Genomic DNA, 17,410 nt, shown 5'->3' on the forward strand with positions numbered 1-17,410 from the left:
GGGCGGTCATGACTCCGCGCATATGGCAAACAGTATTCCAGGTGATGGCTAGGTTGGCGTGACCGGTTCGAGATTAGTTTTGAATTGTGCTGCAGGTCGAGAGAGTTAATTTTATTATGTTTCTGGAGCTCGTATGAGCAAGGGCACAATCATTTATATGGGTGGCTTCGAGCTGCCGGATAAGAACGCAGCCGCTCACAGAGTTGTTGCAAACGGAAAGATAATGCGAAACCTCGGCTACGAGGTTGTTTTTGTTGGCATGAACAAAAGTAACGGCCTGAGCGAAAATTTCGTGCGTTGCGATCAGGATTTTTTTGGCTTTGAGTGCTGGAGTATTCCGTATCCAGCAGGTTTTATTTCCTGGATAAAATATATTCTTGGGCTGCCCGAGATCCTGGACTTTGTCGCAGCAGAGCGCCCCAATAAGGTCGTGGGCGTTATTTGCTACAACTATCCGGCAGTTGCACAGCTTCGCATAAACTCGCTATGCAGGAAAAGGGGAATAAAGCATTTTGCCGATGCTACTGAGTGGTACGATGCCAGCGGCGGCAATCTTATGTATCGAGTAGTTAAATGGCTTGATACATCGTTGCGGATACATGTTGTTAACGCTAGGTCTGATGGGGTAATTACTACTAGTAAATTTATGACCTCGTTTTACGCGAAGCGGAATAAGCGCACTGTTGAACTTCCTACACTATTCGATGCGGATAAATTTCAGGCCCCACCTATTATCAAGGACAGGTTGCGGAGGAAGTTCATATATGTTGGTATTCCCTTTGATATTGGTAGAATTAATAAGAATAGAACAAACTTGAAGGAGCGGCTTGATCTCTCCATTCTTCTTTTCTCCAAGCTTTACGAGGAGGGAGAGCTGTTTGATTTTGTTATTTACGGGGTCAGTAAAGACGAGTACCTAACTGTATTTCCAGAACACCATGATCTGCTAATTAAAATGGCTGATTGCGTGCATTTTAATGGCCGGCAACCTAATAAGGTTGTGCTAGACAGCATTGCTGATAGTGACGTAAGCATTTTTTTCAGAGACGAAACAAGAGTGACGCTTGCAGGGTTTCCTTCAAAGCTGGCTGAGTCGATAAGCTGTGGAACGCCGGTGTTATCAAATAAAATGGTAAGCATCGAAGACTATGCAGGTCTTGGTAGCTTATTCCTGGCTGAAAAGGGCGAAGAACTTTCAGTGATCAAGGGATTGATGCGTATGTCAATGCAGGAAATCAATGAATTGAAAGCCATGTCCTTTGAGTCCAGGTTTTTTGACTATCGAAGGTTTCAAGCGCGGTTTGAGTCTTTTTTTAAACAAGTTGGAATCTGAAATGAAACTGCGCCGCTTGCTAAAACTGTTCACTGCCCCTGTTAATATGCTGCACGCATCTCTTTATCCTGCCTCTTACGCCCGGAAGATTGGGGTTAATTGTAAAAGTGATTTGACCATCTATGGCTCAAGTTACTCGATGTTTAGTTCGGAGCCCTACCTGGTGACGCTGGGGCAAAATGTCTATATCAGTATTGGTGCCAGCTTTGTTTGTCATGATGGTTCGACTTTGCCATTTAGAAAAGACATTCCGGACCTTGAACTGGCAGGAGAAATTACTGTAGGTGACAATGTGTTCATTGGCATGGGTGCCCTGGTTCTTGCCAATGTCAATATCGGAAGCAATTGTATTGTCGGTGCCAATGCGGTTGTGACTAAGGATGTACTGGAGGGCTCTATCGTGGCGGGGAATCCGGCAAGAGTTATAGGTAATACATCAGATTTTTTAGAAAAAGCCAAGCGGAAATCGTTGAATATAGGGCACTTGACTGGAAGGGAAAAGGTTCTGGCCTACAAGAAAATTTTCAATAAAAAATGAAAATATTTTCCTATCGTTACCTTCCACTGAATGTGTATTTTGCTTACTCGTTATTTGTTTTGATGAGTTTGCTTCTGGCGCCGATAGAGTATAAGGATATTGACTACTCTATCCTCGTCTCTTATTTGGTGGGTTTGGTTATTTTATTTTCGATTGGGTATATTTTTGGAGCAAGAGGCTCTCTTCGTAATTCGTATCCTGATTTACCTGGTGGTGCCTCGGCTAGATATTTTTCCTATCTAAAAGTTCGTCGGCTATTGTTTTTCTTGCTGGCGTTCGGTCTGGTGAGCGCTGTTTTGCAATGGTATTTTTTTATTTCATCTGGCGGTGAGCTTAGCCTGTCGTCGATTGGTGGAAATTATGTCAAGGGCTATGAAGGGTACGAGCGCGGACAGGCTAAGGTTGACTTGACCTATATTCTCGGGATTTTTGACCAGGCGCTCTCGGTCCTGACGCTCCTGTTTGCCATTTATTACTACAGGTTCATGGGGCGGTTCTCACGCATAGCTCTTGTTTTTATTATTTCTTCTTACTTGCTGATTAATGTGATTGGGACTGGGAAGCAGAAGTATCTCGGTGATATTGTTATATTTCTTGCTTATTGCGCGATGATCAATGTCGCGGCAAGGGGGGTCAGGTTTCGCCTGTCGAGTGTGTTCGTTTCAATGGGGGTGGCCTTCCTGGTCTTCTTCATGTTTATTGAAATACTCAGGCAGCGCTACGTCGCTGCAGGTATTGGTCTGGACAATATTTACGAGAAGTCACATCCGCTGATTTCGTGGGACGAAAGCTCTGTCGTCTTCGATATATTCGGTGGCGAGTATGGTTTTGCGCTCGGCATTTTTCTTGGATATTTTACAAACGGTTTGTATGGCCTTTATCTAAGCCTGACCTTGCCGTTCGAGTGGAGTTTTTTGGTCGGTAATTCTTACTCTTTGGGGCGGATTGTCGAGATTGTCATTGGTGAGAATGGATTTGTACTTGAGCGAACCTATCCATATAGAGTCGGTGAGGAGTATGGCTGGGGGTTTGACAAGTGGCACTCCCTGTTTGCCTGGCTGGCGTCAGATATAACCTTTGTCGGAGTGCTGTTGCTCGCGCCCTTGTTTTCCTTTTTTTATGGGCGCCTCTGGGTGGGGGCAGTTAGCGCTGACAATGCTTTTTCTGGGCCGCTTTTTATATTCCTGTCGCTGGGCTTGGTTTTCAGCTTTGCGAATAATCAGATCATGCATGGACTAGCTGGAGTATTTGTCCTTTTTGTGCTTGTGCTGGGCTGGCTCCTGCATATGAAGTGGCATAAGCCAAGATGAACTTTGATCTGTTGTCGGCTAGGCGAGGGATGTTGGTGTTCTCAGCGCTGTGCTTGATGAGGCATCATGCGATGGTGAGAGTGCGATGAGTAAGTATTGGAAGTGGTTTCTTATAGTCGGCCTCATCGTGCTAGGCAAGCTGTCTGGGTTTCTGAAAGATGTGATGATCACATTTTATCATGGAGTCTCACCGATAACGGATGCTTACTTTCTATCTGGATCAATTGCCTCTTTGTTGTATATGGCAGTTTATTCATCAATCCCTGTACTGGTCGTCCCTCTTTATTCGCGTCTTCGCACTTCCGAGTTGAGGGTGGCTGTCGATAAGAATTTGACGGCAGCCTTGTCTTTTTTCCTCGCGTTCTCCCTGGCACTCGCTGCGTTCGTGCTGTGCGCCGCACCTTACTTGGTGGATCTGTTCGCAGGGTCCGTTGAGGGGGGCGTTAGAGGTCTGGCAATCGACTATCTGTCGATCATGTCGGTCACCTTTGCCCTGTCCACTGTGGTGGCATTCTATAATTCGGTACAAACGGTTAATAATTCGGCTGTGCCGTCGTACGTTGTGCCGGTTGTCAATAATTCGTTTTTCTGCATCGGCTTGGTACTGTTTAGTGCGGGTAATGATTTTTATAAGATTTTGGTGCTTGGTATATTTGCATGGCTTGCCTTGCTTTTTATGAATTATCGCACTGTTAGGCCATGGTTTTCGCTTTATCCTAAGTCGTTTTTTGCTTTCTTTAAGGATAAGTCTTTTCTCTTGCTGTTGCTGCCCGCTGCAATATCTTTTTATATAGAGCAGGCTAACGGTTTTGTGGGTGTTTATTTTGCGACTGAGCTTGGGGCTGGGGCTATCTCGGTTTTTGGCTATTCAAACAAGCTGAGTATGATTTTTCTCTCGGTCTTCTTGGTTTTTTTGACCGCATCTTTATTTCCAAAAATAGCTGCTATTGCATCGCAGGGGGACAAGGAGGAGCTTGCTGGTTTTGTGTTGGATTGTGTCAGGGCTGTAATAATATTGGGGATTCCTGTTGTCTTGTTCATGATTTTCTATTCGAGGGAAATTGTGAGCTTACTTTTTAAGAGAGGAAACTTTCTGGACGAAGATGTCTTGCGGGTTTCATCTGTTTTTGCAGTGGTTCTGCTCGCGCTTCCGTTCAGTCTTGTACGCGATATCATGAATCGCGTGTATTTTTCTCATAATAATACATTGATTCCCGTGCTACTGTCGGTAACGGCTTTGCTGATAAACGTTTCACTTAGCTATGCGCTCTATCGTGAGTATGCACTAACTGGTCTGGCTGCCGCGACGGTAGCTTCCATAGTGTTCAATAGTGTTTTCATCGTTTTTCTGGTTCAGCGTAAGATCAACTTTAATCTGATTCTCCCCATGCTCAAGGTAATTGCTCTGTGTGGCGTTGCGGCAGGCTGCTCGTACTTCTTGTTGACCTGGCTTGACGGGCATTTGTCGAGGTACTGGTTGATTTTGTTCTGTCCGTTCTCTCTGGCGTACTTCCTTATTTTGTATTTCTTTAGGGTAAGGGAGGCAGTGCTGATTACGAGTGTTGCTAAGAGTTTTTTTAGAAAAGCCTGACTGGCCGTAAAGAGCTAGTATGTCCAGCTTGTGGGTTCTTGCGTGTCAGGGCTACGGTGTTCAAGGGCGGGCGATTGATAAGTGCCTTGGATAGCGAGAGGTTCGTCGGTTTGAAGGTGCTGATTTTCCTGTTCAAGGACGAGGTGTGTGCGCTGACCAGATGAATGAGCACTCCGGTGCCGACTTTCGGGTGAGAGGCTTGGTGGTATTTCTTGATTCGCACATTGAGTATGTTGAGAGGATTTAAATAATGCGGGTATTGGTACTAGGTGTTACCGGTATGTTGGGGGGCGCCGTATTTAAGGTGTTTGACCAAGATGCAGCGCATGAGGTATGGGGTACGCTACGCAGTCCTGCATCGCTGCGCTATTTTGCGGATAAGCAGCACTCGCGTCTTTTGGTGGGGGTTGACGCACTCGATCAGGATGCTCTGATCCGCGCGTTGGAGCGGGTACGTCCTGATGTAGTGGTCAACTGCATTGGTTTGATCAAGCAACTGGCTGATGCCAAGGATCCGCTTACTGCCTTGCCGATCAATGCGATGCTACCGCATCGACTGGCTCGATTGTGTGGCTTGGCGGGTGCGCGACTGATCCATGTCAGCACCGACTGCGTGTTCTCTGGCCGTAAGGGAATGTATGCAGAGGCCGACCTCTCCGATGCCGAAGATCTCTATGGGAAGTCAAAGTTTATTGGTGAGCTTCACGAGATGCCGCATGCCATTACCCTACGGACTTCCATCATCGGTCATGAGCTCGGTAGCAACTATGCCTTAATTGACTGGTTCCTTTCGCAGAGCGGCCCGGTCAAGGGCTATGCCAAAGCCGTTTTTTCAGGGCTACCTACCGTCGAGCTGGCTCGGGTAATGCGAGACTATGTTATCCCCACTCCCGAATTGCATGGGCTTTATCATGTGTCGGTTGAACCTATCGACAAGCTGTCACTGCTCAGGCTGGTGGCGGAGGTCTATGGGAAAAAGATCCAGATCATTCCTGATGAGCAAGTCTATATCGACCGTTCACTGGATTCGTCGTGCTTCCGCCAGGTAACCGGTTATGTGCCGCCAACCTGGCCTGAACTGGTCAAGATGATGCACGACCAGCGCTAATTTCTTATTTTCGAGTCCGGTGACTACTTATGTTTGATGAAAAAATCTTGATGATTACTGGTGGTACCGGTTCATTCGGTAACACGGTGCTGAAGCGCTTCCTCGATACCAACGTCAAGGAAATCCGGGTGTTCAGCCGGGACGAGAAGAAACAAGAAGATATGCGCATCGCCCTGGCGAACGATAAGGTCAAGTTCTACATCGGCGATGTTCGTGACTATGACAGCGTGTCGCAGGCCATGGTCGGTGTCGATTATATCTTCCACGCTGCGGCATTGAAGCAGGTGCCTTCCTGCGAGTTTTATCCGATGGAGGCAGTGAAAACCAACGTCAACGGTACAGACAATGTTTTGAATGCGGCGATTGCCACAGGCGTCAAGCGTGTGGTGGTGCTCAGCACGGACAAAGCTGTGTATCCGATCAATGCCATGGGTATTTCCAAGGCGATGGCGGAAAAGCTCATGGTGGCTAAATCGCGGATGATTCCGGAGTCGGGCCCGGTTATTTGCGCGACCCGTTACGGCAACGTTATGGCTTCGCGTGGCTCGGTGATTCCGCTGTTTATCGGCCAACTTAAAGGTGGTGAACCCCTTACCGTCACTGATCCGAATATGACGCGCTTCCTAATGTCCTTGGAAGACTCGGTCGATCTGGTGCTGCATGCGTTCGAGCATGCAGAGCAGGGCGACATCTTTGTACAGAAGGCTCCCGCCTCAACGGTGGCAGACTTGGCCCAAGCACTTAGAGAGTTGTTTTCCAGCGAAAGCCCGGTGAAAGTTATTGGGACTCGGCATGGCGAGAAACTGTATGAGTCGCTGATTTCCCGCGAGGAAATGGCCAAGGCTGAAGACATGGGGCGTTATTACCGGATTCCGGCGGATAACCGGGACCTCAACTACAAAAAGTTCTTCGTTGAGGGAGAACAGCATATTTCCGAGCTGGATGACTATACCTCGCACAATACCGAACGCCTGGATATTCAGGGCGTCAAGGATGTTCTGTTGAAGTTGGATTACATCCGGGAGGAGCTCAATGCTTAAGGTAATGACACTGGTCGGCACCCGCCCGGAACTGATCAAGATGAGCCGCGTAATCGCAGAGCTGGACAAACAGGTGCAGCATGTACTGGTGCATTCCGGCCAGAACTACGATTACGAGCTGAATCAGGTGTTTTTCGATGACCTGGAAATTCGCAAGCCAGATCATTTTCTGGGGGCGGCTGGCGAAACCGCGGCGAAGACCATTGCCGAGGTGATTTCCAAGGCGGACGAGGTGTTCGAGCTGGAAAAGCCCGATGCACTGTTACTGTATGGCGACACCAACACTTGTTTAGCGGTGATTGCGGCCAAACGACGAAAAATCCCTGTTTTCCACATGGAGGCCGGTAACCGGTGTTTCGATCAGCGCGTGCCGGAAGAGCTGAACCGGAAGGTGCTCGACCATTTGAGCGATATCAATATGGTACTGACCGAGCATGCGCGCCGCTATCTGATCGCCGAGGGTATCCGTCCGGAAACCATCATCAAGACGGGCTCGCATATGGAGGAGGTGCTGAACTACTACATGCCACGAATCCAGGCGTCTGATGTGCTGGTGCGGGAAGGGCTAGAGGAGGATAAGTTCTTCATCGTCAGCGCTCATCGAGAAGAGAACGTCGATACGCCGGATAACCTGCGGGATTTGTTGGAAACCCTGCGAGCGCTGGCCGAGACCTATCAGTATCCGATCATCGTTTCTACTCACCCGCGCACTCGTAAGCGTCTTGAAGCCTTGGGCGAGTCGCTTGAGCATCCGTTGATTCGCTTCGTCAAACCGTTCGGTTTGTTGGATTACATCAAGCTGCAAATGTCGGCGTTCTGTGTGCTCTCTGACAGCGGCACCATCACCGAGGAAGCATCGCTGCTGAACCTGCCGGCGATCACTATTCGGAATGCCCACGAGCGTCCGGAAGGGATGGATGAGGGCACCCTGATCATGAGCGGTTTGAAGGTAGAGGGTGTACTGGATGCGGTGCGCGTGGTGACCAGCCAGCATGATCGTGCCCTACGCGTGATTCCCGTGGTGAAGGACTATCAGGCGGGGCCTGTTTCGAAGCAGGTCGTCAGGGTGGTGCTCAGTTACACCGACTACATCAACCGCACTGTTTGGTCAAAAGCCTGAGAAATAGCGTGATTAGGGTTATCTGCTCTGGAGTACCGGGGGCTGGTGGCGACCCTCTCCAATCCGTAGTTGTTTGACTTTATAAATTGTTCAGCAAAAAAAATAGAGGGAAGAGATGTTTAGCGCTTGGCTGCACTAGAGTAGCACTTCGCGCTGAAGATGCAGAAAATTTTGAAGGTGAATTTTTGATTTTTCGAAGTCTGGATGTTGGTGCAGGGTGAGTGATGAATAAGAGTAAGAATATTGAAATTCAGGGGTTGCGTGGCTATGCGATATTGATAACTGTTGCCGCCCATTTTGGGTTTTTGGTTCTCCCTCTTGCGCCGTATCTGGAGTATTTCTGGCTTGGGGGTGGGGTTGATCTGTTTTTTTGTATTTCCGGATTTGTTATCGCAAGAGGTCTTTTTAAAAGGCGAGAACATGGTTTTTTGGCGTTCTATTTGCCTTTTTTGATTAGGCGTCTTTTTAGGTTGTGGCCTGCTGCAGTTTTCTGGTCTGTGGTTGTTCTGATTCTTTCTATATTTTTTAATAAGTCAGGGTCTTTTGGGTCCTTCGAAAGCAACCTCATAACGGCCGTGGCGTCTTGGGTTCAGGTTGTTAATTTTAAAATGGTATCGTGCTTGCATTATGAGTTCGCGGAGTGCTCTGTGGCGTCCCCGCTCAGGATCTACTGGAGCTTGTCCCTTGAGGAACAGTTCTATTTTGTGTTTCCGATTTTCTTGTTTTTTTTAGGGAATAAGAAGGTGGCCATTTTGGCGGTGTTGCTGGCCGTTGTGCAGATTTTTCTCTACAGACCTTGGCCGTCACCTCTGTGGTTTTTCAGAACGGATGCTATCTGTATTGGGGTGTTGATTGCCTGGTTGCACTTTAAGGGCTACGTTGAATATATAGATCCCTTGTTTTTAAAGTCATCTATTTATCGCCGATTTTCTTCGGTGGTTCTGTGTGCGCTTATTTTTATGGTGGCTAAAATTGAGGTGGTGTGGTTTTTTAACGGGTTGGTTGTTTTGGTCGCGGGAGCTTTAGTATATGTGGCATCTTTTGATAATGGATATTTTATGGGTAGAGGATGGCTTCTGAAAGGAATTGCTTATATTGGTGAGCGCTCCTATTCAATGTACCTTACCCATATGGTTTGCTTGGTTATGACTAGGGAGCTATATGTAAGATTTTATGGCGCATTGCCTGGGGCAGGAGTGTGGCCAATATATTTGGGGATTTTTGCTTTTGTGTTGATCCTCATTGTTAGCGAATTTTCATATCGATTTATTGAGTGTCCGCTGCGGAATAAAGGTCGGCGGCTTGCGATGGCTAAAGGTCAAGAGTTGCTTTCCCGTGAGTTGAAAGAGAGAAGGTCTGTTGTTTCTGGTTGAGTTGCCTGTTTTTAGAGGAGGGGCTTTCGCCTAGCGGTAGCGTGCCAATATGACCTCGATAGTGCCGTCCTGCTGCATGCTCAGCATGGGTGCGCTGGGGGGGGGACCTTGATGTTTCAGGTTTAGCTGGAAGAGTAAGAATGAAAAAACGCTTGCTGTTTGTAGTGAATGATCCGGTTTTTTTCGTTTCGCACCGGTTGCCTTTAGCCATTGGGGCGCAGTGCTCTGGTTATGAAGTGCATATCGCGACCATGCCAGGTCCAGTAGTCGATGAGATTGAAAGGCATGGCTTTTTTCATCATGCGTTACCGTTGAGTCGTAGCGGTAAAAATCCGTTAGCCGAACTTCGCGCGATTGCTTCGATTTATCAACTTTTCAGAGCTCTGCAGCCTGACCTTGTGCATTTAGTTACCATTAAGCCGGTCTTGTATGGCGGCATTGCCGCGCGCCTGGTCGGTGTGCGAGGTGTTGTGGCTGCTGTTTCCGGGCTTGGGTTTGTTTTTTTGGCCAGTGGGCTCAAGGCGACCTTGATGCGCTTTCCTATCAAGTTGCTTTACCGTTTTGCGCTTGGTAAACAAAATCTGCGCGTGATTTTTCAGAATCCGGATGACAGGGATGTTTTGCTGAATATGGGCGCCCTCGATGCGGGCAAGGTGGAAATGATCCGTGGTTCTGGTGTCGACCTCGCACACTACCCGGCTTTGCCGGAACCTGAGGGACTGCCGGTGATCTGCCTAGCGGCGCGTTTGTTACGTGACAAAGGTGTGCGGGAGTTTGTGGAGGCGGCACGTCTGCTGCGTCAGCGCGGCGTTAGGGCAACCTTTCGTTTGATTGGCGATGCCGACCCAGGTAATCCGGCGACGGTTACGGCTGATGAGCTGAAAGGTTGGAGTCAGGAGGCCGTGGTTGAGTTGCTAGGGTATCGCAAAGACATCGCCAAGTTGTTTGCGGCTGCTCACGTTGTGGTGCTGCCTTCCTACCGGGAAGGGTTGCCGAAGGTGCTGGTTGAGGCCGCGGCCTGTGGCCGGGCGGTGGTCACTACAGACGTACCCGGTTGTCGTGATGCGATTGAGCCAGACGTTACCGGGCTGCTTGTACCCGCGCGTGATTCTGTTGCATTAGCTGATGCCATTCAGCGCCTTGTTGATGATTCGACTTTGCGGCGATCCTTCGGGCAAGCGGGGCGAGCACTGGCTGAGCGTGAGTTCGCCATCGAAAAGATCGTCCAGGCACATCTCGATATCTATAAAAAACTGGAGGTGGGCGTTTGAGCCTTCAAGAGATGGGGTGTGTCTTGGTCACGGGAGCGAGCGGCTTTGTTGGTAGCTCAGTGTTGCAACGACTGATTGTGGACAAGAGGGAAGAGCTGGTTGCAGTTATTCGGCGTGATAACGCTCAAACGCCTGCAGGCGTCATGCGTGCAAAGGTTGAGTCGCTTGGGCCGGATTGCCAGTGGCAATCCGCACTGAATGGTGTACGGGTGGTCATTCACGCCGCTGCCCGCGTCCATATGATGAACGATCAGGTCGCCGACCCACTCACCGAGTTTCGCAAGGTCAACGTCGAAGGCACATTGAACCTCGCTCGCCAGGCTGCGGTGGCGGGTGTACGCCGTTTCATTTTCATCAGTTCGATCAAGGTCAACGGTGAAGGTACGCCAGTAGGCGTGCCCTACAGTGCCGATGCTCAACCGGCACCGGCGGACCCGTATGGCATTTCCAAGATGGAAGCTGAACAGGGTTTACGTGCGCTGGCAGCCGAAACCGGGATGGAGGTTGTGATTATCCGTCCGACTCTGGTGTATGGGCCGGGCGTGAAAGCTAATTTCTTGAGCATGATGCGTTGGCTGCACAAGGGCGTGCCTTTGCCTTTTGGGGCTATTCATAACCGGCGCAGCCTGGTTGCCTTGGACAATCTGGTTGATTTGATCGTGACCTGTATCGACCACCCTGCGGCGGCGAACCAGACCTTTCTGGTAAGCGATGGTGAGGATCTCTCGACTTCCGAGTTGTTGCGTAGAATGGGCGCCGCTTTGGGCAAGCCGGCCCGCTTGTTGCCGGTGCCGAGCTGGGTGCTGGAAACGGGGGCGGCGATGTTGGGGAAGAACGCTCTTTCCCAGCGGTTGTGCGGCTCGCTACAGGTCGACATCAGCAAGACACGTGAATTATTGGGTTGGGCGCCGCCGGTCAGCGTTGATGCAGCCCTGCGCAAAACGGCAAAGCATTTTTTGGATCATCGCACGCAGTGATGTGGTGCCGCAGAACATGGCCATGCAAATCCCGAAATCCGAGCCCTGTTTGCCGGCGGCGAATCGCAAATGCTTGAGTTCAAGGCTTCGTTTGTTCGGGGTGCCATCGGAGCTGGGTGCGTTTGTCAATACGCTGGGTGGGCAGGTGCTGCTCGGGGTGGCTGATTTTTCGTTTTCCGGCGTGGGCCTGCGGCCCACATCGCGGCGGGGGCGCCGCTCCTGGGTATGTGCGTGCCGAGGCTGCGGTGAGTAGGCTCTGCTGTTGTAGGAGCGCCGCCCTCGGCGCGAGCCTTTGCGTTGTTTGTGGTTTCTGGCGGGCCTAAACAATAAATACATTCCATTGAGTTTATGTACTCATTTATGTACATTAAGCGACAGCTTATGAGGAGCCCAGGATGCAAGCCATCAACTACACCACCGCACGGCAGCACCTAGCCGAAACCATGGACCGCGTGAACAACGATAGAACGCCCCTGCTGGTGACACGGCAGAAAGGTGAGCCTGTCGTCATGATGTCCCTGGCCGACTACAACGCTCTCGAGGAGACCGCTTATCTGCTCCGCTCGCCGGCTAACGCGGAACGCCTGATCAAGTCGGTCAATAGCCTGCGTGCAGGTAAAGCAGAAGCACGTCAACTCATCGACGAAGAATGATCGTCGTGAACATCCTCTTCACGCCCGAGGCGTGGGACGACTATCTCTGGTTTCAACAGAACGATAAGGCCGGGCTCAAGCGAATCAACCTGCTGATCAAGGATGCTCAGCGCAGCCCGTTCGACGGCATTGGCAAACCTGAGCCGCTCAAGCACAACCTAAGTGGCTTCTGGTCGCGGCGAATCAGCGAGGAGCACCGTCTGGTCTATACGGTTGATGGTGACGCATTACAAGTCGTGCAGTGCCGCTATCACTACTGATCTCGAATATCCGTTTTTCTTACAGGTTTTGCTGTAAGCCGGTGCAGCGGTGCGCGCGCACCTCTGTTGTAGGTGCTCTGCCCTCGGTGTGAGCTTTGGCTTTGGTTGTTGCGTTGGCTTGAGGGTTTTTGGCGGGCCTGTGGCCCGCATCGCGGCGGGGGCGCCGCTCCTACAGGATGGCGGATGCCCTCGGTGCGAGCTTTTATTTTGGCTGTTTCAGGAAGTTGACCTTTGATAACAATTTGGTGGTTGTTTGCGGCGGTGGCCGGCGTTTCGCTTTTGCTGACGGGTGCATTACGCCGATACGCATTGGCGCGCAGCTTGATGGATATTCCCAATGGGCGCAGTTCGCACTCGGTGCCCACCCCGCGTGGGGGCGGGGTGGCGATTGTGCTCAGTTTTCTGGCGGCGCTGCCTCTATTGGCGTCAGTCGGCGTGTTGGCATGGCCGGTGATGTGGGCGTTGCTGGGAGCGGGTGCCTGGATCGCCGTGGTGGGGTTTCTCGATGATCATGGGCATGTCGCTGCGCGCTGGCGGTTGTTGGCGCATTTCATCGGCGCCGGTTGGGCACTGGGCTGGCTGGGTGGTTTGCCGCCGCTGGTGATCTTCGGCTTCGACATGGAGCTGGGCTGGCTGGGTTATGCGCTGGCGGCGTTTTATCTGGTCTGGCTGCTCAATCTGTATAACTTTATGGATGGCATCGATGGTATCGCCAGTGTCGAGGCGATCTGCGTGTGCGTGGGCGGCGCTTTGCTCTACCTGTTGCTGGGCGAGGGGGCTTCCGCGCTGGCGCCCTTATCGTTGGCGGTGGCGGTGGCCGGTTTCCTGTTCTGGAACTTTCCGCCGGCGCGCATCTTTATGGGCGATGCGGGCAGCGGCTTCCTCGGTATTGCGTTGGGTGTGCTCTCGCTGCAAGCCGCCTGGGTGGCGCCACAGTTGCTGTGGAGTTGGTTGATTCTACTCGGGGTGTTCATCGTCGATGCCACTTGGACGCTGTTTCGCAGGCTGCTGCGGGGCGATAAGGTGTACGAGGCGCACCGCAGCCATGCCTATCAGTACGCGTCGCGCCAGCTCGGCAAGCACTTGCCGGTGACGCTGGCGGTGGGGGCGCTGAACCTTTTCTGGCTGCTGCCGATTGCGCTTTGGGTCGGGCTAGGTGGAGTGGATGGCGCCTTGGGATTGCTGGTCGCTTACCTTCCATTGGTGTGGTTGGCGGTAAGGTTCAAGGCTGGGGAGCGGGAGTAGGGCCGTTCCTTCCCGTGCTCCCTCTCCTGGCGAGAGTGGGGCGGTTGAGCTCGTTGCTGGACGTTACGAATGCTAACAGTGGGCAGGATGGAATCCTTGTAGGGGACACCGTTTACCCAGTGTTGATTCCGGGCATGGTTGGGTGGGTGTTTGGCGCTGAAGATTAACTGCGTTGCGGCTGATCCGCTTATTGGGTTGTTAAAGATTTCGAGGACGCTCTGGTGTTGAGGACTGCTGATAAGTTGCGCGAAGGGTTGTTGCGGCTGCCGCGTCGTTACAAACGCTTGTTGCAGGTGACCACCGATGTAGCGCTGGTATGGGCCGCTTTGTGGCTAGCGTTTGTCGTGCGCCTGGGCACCGACAACCTGATTCATCCGTGGGGGGGGCAGCTCTGGCTGTTTGTGACTGCCCCGCTGATCGCGATCCCGCTGTTCGTGAGGTTCGGTATGTACCGGGCGGTGATGCGCTACTTCGGTAACGACGCGCTGCTCGCTATCGCCAAGGCCGTCACCCTGTCTGCCTTGTTTCTCGCGCTCGCGGTGTATTGGTACCGCGAGGCTCCAGAAGCTGTACCGCGCTCATTGGTGTTCAACTACTGGTGGTTGAGTCTGGTGATGGTCGGCGGGTTACGTCTGGGAATGCGCCAGTACTTTATGGGTGACTGGTTTTCAGCCAGCCAACCGATGCCGTTTATGAAACGCGATGACGGTTTGCCTAAAGTGGCGATCTATGGTGCTGGGGCTGCCGGTAACCAGCTGGTGGGGGCCTTGCGGATGGGGCGCGCGATGCGCCCGGTGGCCTTCATCGATGATGACAGCGGCATTGCCAATCGAGTAATTGCCGGACTGCGGGTGTTCAAGCCCAAGCATATCCAGCAGATGATCGAGGAAACGGGGGCGCAGGAGATATTACTGGCAATTCCCTCGGCCTCCCGCGGGCGCCGGCGCGAGGTGTTAGCGCTCCTTGAACAGTTCCCGCTGCATGTACGTAGTGTGCCGGGCTTTATGGATCTGGCCAGTGGCCTGGTGAAGGTCGATGACATCCAGGAAGTGGATATCGCCGACTTGCTCGGACGTGATGCGGTTGCACCGCAACAGGAGTTATTCGAGCGTTGCATTCGTGGTCAGACCGTTATGGTGACTGGCGCTGGAGGCTCGATCGGCTCCGAGTTGTGCCGCCAGATCATGGCGAGTGAGCCCACCACGCTGCTGCTGTTCGAGCACAGCGAATTCAATCTGTACAGCATTCATGCCGAGCTTGAGCAAAGGATCGAGCGTGAGTCCTTGCCGCTACGGCTGGTGCCAATCCTGGGCTCGATCCGCAATCCAGAGCGGCTGTTGGACATTATGCGGATCTGGCAGGTGGGCACCGTCTACCATGCGGCCGCCTACAAGCATGTGCCGATGGTGGAGCACAACATTGCCGAAGGCGTGCTGAACAACGTCATGGGCTCGCTGTTCACCGCTCAGGCTGCGGTGAGGGCCGGCGTTGAGCATTTCGTGCTGATTTCCACCGACAAGGCGGTGCGGCCGACCAACGTGATGGGCGGTACCAAGCGTCTGGCTGAAATGGTTTTGCAGGCGTTGAGCCGGGAATCGGTTCCGGTGCTGTTTGCAGACAAGGATGCCGTCCATCAGGTCAACAAGACCCGTTTCACCATGGTGCGTTTCGGTAATGTGCTGGGTTCTTCGGGATCGGTGATCCCACGGTTCTATGAGCAGATCCGCCGCGGCGGCCCGGTGACGGTCACCCATCCCAATATCACTCGTTACTTCATGACCATTCCCGAGGCCGCTCAGTTGGTGATTCAAGCCGGCTCGATGGGGCAGGGGGGGGACGTGTTCGTGTTGGATATGGCCCAGCCGGTGAAGATTCTCGAACTGGCGGAAAAGATGATTCATCTTTCCGGTCTCAGTGTGCGCTCGGAGAAGAATCCTCATGGGGATATCGCCATCGAGTTCAGCGGCTTGCGTCCTGGCGAGAAGCTGTATGAGGAGTTGCTGATCGGCGATAACGTCAGTCCGACCGATCACCCGATGATCATGCGGGCCAATGAGGAGCATCTACCCTGGGAGTCTCTCAAGACGGTGCTGGCAGCATTGCTCGAGGCCGTTGAGCAGGACGATTACGCTAAAGTGCGTCAGTTGCTGCGCGAGACGGTCAACGGCTATGCCCCGGAAGGGGAGATTGTCGACTGGATACATCAACAGCGCCGGATCGAGCCCTGATCGTTGGCACGTTTGGCAAAGGGGGGGAGCGGCTAAGTTAGACTCTGCGGCTTTAGGTTCTGTACGGAAAGTGCCTGGGGGGATTCGGCTGTTACTCCGCTCCGTTGCGCCTTGCCTGATCTTCGCTCGAAGACTTTTCGTTGAGGTCTCAGAGGAGAGGTTAACGGCCCTCGGCAGCGGGCGTTGAGCCCGCTCACAGATAAAACTGTAACGACTTCGGGACGCGACCAGGGCACTGGGCTCATGCGCGTCAGCTGAGCCCAGCGAACCACTGTTCAAGGCCGCAGGCTGGAGCCAAGCCGCGTAAAAACTAGCAAGCCAGACTGTCGGCTTGGCGATAGAGCATCAGCAGCTTACGCGTGATGGTCTGTTGGATATCGTCACGCTCGAAGGCGGAGAGGCGCGTGAGTTTGTTTACCTGCAGGCGGTGTAGGTGGATGTAGGGCATCTGCTGGTCGAACTCGCGTAGATCGCCCTTCATCATGATGGGCAGGAAGACATCGCCGATCTTCTTCTGGCTGCTGATGATCTGCGCCAAGGCTAGCTTGAACGGCATGGTTTTGGGCGCTGGGCCACCCCCTTTGATTTGCGTGGTCAGCAACAGCCCAGGTTTGCCCAGGACCACTCCCGGCAGCACGCAAAGCCCGGTCTTGCGCACGGCGCTGGCCTCGATGCCATGCAAGGTATCGTGAAAGGCATAAGCGTCAGGCAGCACCACCATCTTGCGGCCAAGATCGTTGGGGAAGTGCAGGGTATAGTTGGTATACAGCAGGCGTACTGATTCCGAGTACACACAAAGACGGTTCTCGAACAGCCGAATGAAACGCTCGGCCAGTTCGCGGCGGGCCATGCTGTCCAGATCCCAGATCAGGTCCTGATTCTGCGGCTGTTTGAGATCGACTTCCTGGTGCTCCATGTTGTTCATGCTATCCCTCTCATACGCGCAATTGCCCTAACCAACGGTTCAACTGTTTGGCTAACGGGTTCAGCTGTTGGCTAGCGCCGCTGGACTGTTGCGCGGCCAGTGCATTGTTGTGAGTCAGACTAGCCGCCTGGGTAACAGTTTGGTTGATATTTTCCACTACGTGCAACTGTTGCAGTCGTGGCACTGACGAACGAGGTATTCAAGCCCGTCAGGTGTAAGCATCCAGAACAGGTCAGCGCTATTGGCCTTAACAGGCCGTTGAAAAACTACCTACGTTGCCGATACGGCGTTAAAAACGGCCTCAAAATGCTCATTTACAACACGTAAACTGCGCTTTTTCGGCCGTTTTTGCCTTGTCTCGGCTGCCTCGCCTACATTTTTCAACGGCCTGTTAAAGGCAGCAGCGCTTATTCAGGATGTCTGTTAGCATTTCGGCAC

The 17,410-nt window shown here is 52.3% G+C and carries 15 protein-coding genes; 14 read left to right on the forward strand and 1 reads right to left on the reverse strand.

What is annotated here, in order from left to right; genetic code table 11:
• The first annotated feature begins 133 nt into the window (after positions 1-133).
• The 14 genes from FFS12_RS04215 to FFS12_RS04280 all read left to right on the forward strand — a co-directional run bounded on the left by FFS12_RS04215 (position 134) and on the right by FFS12_RS04280 (position 16,047).
• Positions 134-1,333: a glycosyltransferase family 4 protein gene (locus FFS12_RS04215; protein WP_137885657.1), complete on the forward strand. Its 1,200-nt coding sequence runs from the start codon at positions 134-136 to the stop codon at positions 1,331-1,333.
• Position 1,334: 1 nt separating this feature from the next.
• The gene (locus tag FFS12_RS04220) at positions 1,335-1,871 is read left to right on the forward strand and encodes a DapH/DapD/GlmU-related protein (protein ID WP_137885658.1); all 537 of its coding nucleotides are present in this window, start codon (positions 1,335-1,337) and stop codon (positions 1,869-1,871) included.
• Positions 1,868-3,181: a hypothetical protein gene (locus FFS12_RS04225; protein WP_137885659.1), complete on the forward strand. Its 1,314-nt coding sequence runs from the start codon at positions 1,868-1,870 to the stop codon at positions 3,179-3,181. Before FFS12_RS04220 ends, FFS12_RS04225 begins: the two co-directional genes overlap by 4 nt.
• Before the next feature lie 85 nt (positions 3,182-3,266).
• Positions 3,267-4,772 carry a murein biosynthesis integral membrane protein MurJ gene (gene murJ / locus FFS12_RS04230; protein ID WP_137885660.1) on the forward strand — a complete coding sequence of 502 codons (1,506 nt, stop codon included), beginning with the start codon at positions 3,267-3,269 and terminating at the stop codon, positions 4,770-4,772.
• 250 nt (positions 4,773-5,022) lie between these two features.
• A complete protein-coding gene (locus tag FFS12_RS04235; protein ID WP_137885661.1) occupies positions 5,023-5,880 on the forward strand; it encodes an SDR family oxidoreductase in 858 nt (285 codons plus the stop codon).
• 29 nt (positions 5,881-5,909) lie between these two features.
• Positions 5,910-6,920 carry a polysaccharide biosynthesis protein gene (locus FFS12_RS04240; RefSeq protein ID WP_137885662.1) on the forward strand — a complete coding sequence of 337 codons (1,011 nt, stop codon included), beginning with the start codon at positions 5,910-5,912 and terminating at the stop codon, positions 6,918-6,920.
• The gene (gene wecB, locus FFS12_RS04245; RefSeq protein WP_137885663.1) at positions 6,913-8,040 is read left to right on the forward strand and encodes a non-hydrolyzing UDP-N-acetylglucosamine 2-epimerase; all 1,128 of its coding nucleotides are present in this window, start codon (positions 6,913-6,915) and stop codon (positions 8,038-8,040) included. Before FFS12_RS04240 ends, wecB begins: the two co-directional genes overlap by 8 nt.
• 224 nt (positions 8,041-8,264) lie before the next feature.
• Complete coding sequence (locus FFS12_RS04250; RefSeq protein ID WP_137885664.1) at positions 8,265-9,413, forward strand: acyltransferase; 1,149 nt, start codon at positions 8,265-8,267, stop codon at positions 9,411-9,413.
• A 140-nt stretch (positions 9,414-9,553) separates the two neighbouring features.
• Complete coding sequence (locus FFS12_RS04255) at positions 9,554-10,684, forward strand: glycosyltransferase family 4 protein (protein WP_137885665.1); 1,131 nt, start codon at positions 9,554-9,556, stop codon at positions 10,682-10,684.
• Entirely contained in the window at positions 10,681-11,661 is a 981-nt protein-coding gene (locus FFS12_RS04260; RefSeq protein ID WP_372239445.1) for a UDP-glucose 4-epimerase family protein, read from the forward strand. The genes FFS12_RS04255 and FFS12_RS04260 overlap by 4 nt, the downstream gene beginning before the upstream one ends.
• Before the next feature lie 395 nt (positions 11,662-12,056).
• Positions 12,057-12,314: a type II toxin-antitoxin system prevent-host-death family antitoxin gene (locus FFS12_RS04265; protein ID WP_119957005.1), complete on the forward strand. Its 258-nt coding sequence runs from the start codon at positions 12,057-12,059 to the stop codon at positions 12,312-12,314.
• Between the two features lie 5 nt (positions 12,315-12,319).
• The gene (locus FFS12_RS04270) at positions 12,320-12,574 is read left to right on the forward strand and encodes a Txe/YoeB family addiction module toxin (protein WP_171011819.1); all 255 of its coding nucleotides are present in this window, start codon (positions 12,320-12,322) and stop codon (positions 12,572-12,574) included.
• A 234-nt stretch (positions 12,575-12,808) separates the two neighbouring features.
• Positions 12,809-13,819 carry a glycosyltransferase family 4 protein gene (locus FFS12_RS04275; protein ID WP_137885841.1) on the forward strand — a complete coding sequence of 337 codons (1,011 nt, stop codon included), beginning with the start codon at positions 12,809-12,811 and terminating at the stop codon, positions 13,817-13,819.
• A 224-nt stretch (positions 13,820-14,043) separates the two neighbouring features.
• Positions 14,044-16,047, forward strand: a complete 2,004-nt coding sequence (locus tag FFS12_RS04280) for a nucleoside-diphosphate sugar epimerase/dehydratase (RefSeq protein ID WP_137885842.1) — start codon at positions 14,044-14,046, stop codon at positions 16,045-16,047.
• Positions 16,048-16,357: 310 nt separating this feature from the next.
• On the opposite strand, the gene FFS12_RS04285 is transcribed toward FFS12_RS04280, so the two are convergent.
• Entirely contained in the window at positions 16,358-16,972 is a 615-nt protein-coding gene (locus FFS12_RS04285; RefSeq protein WP_137885666.1) for a hypothetical protein, read from the reverse strand.
• Between the last annotated feature and the right edge of the window lie 438 nt (positions 16,973-17,410).

The sequence above is a fragment of the Pseudomonas sp. 2FE genome, from assembly GCF_005503735.1.
In the GTDB taxonomy this organism is placed as follows: domain Bacteria; phylum Pseudomonadota; class Gammaproteobacteria; order Pseudomonadales; family Pseudomonadaceae; genus Aquipseudomonas.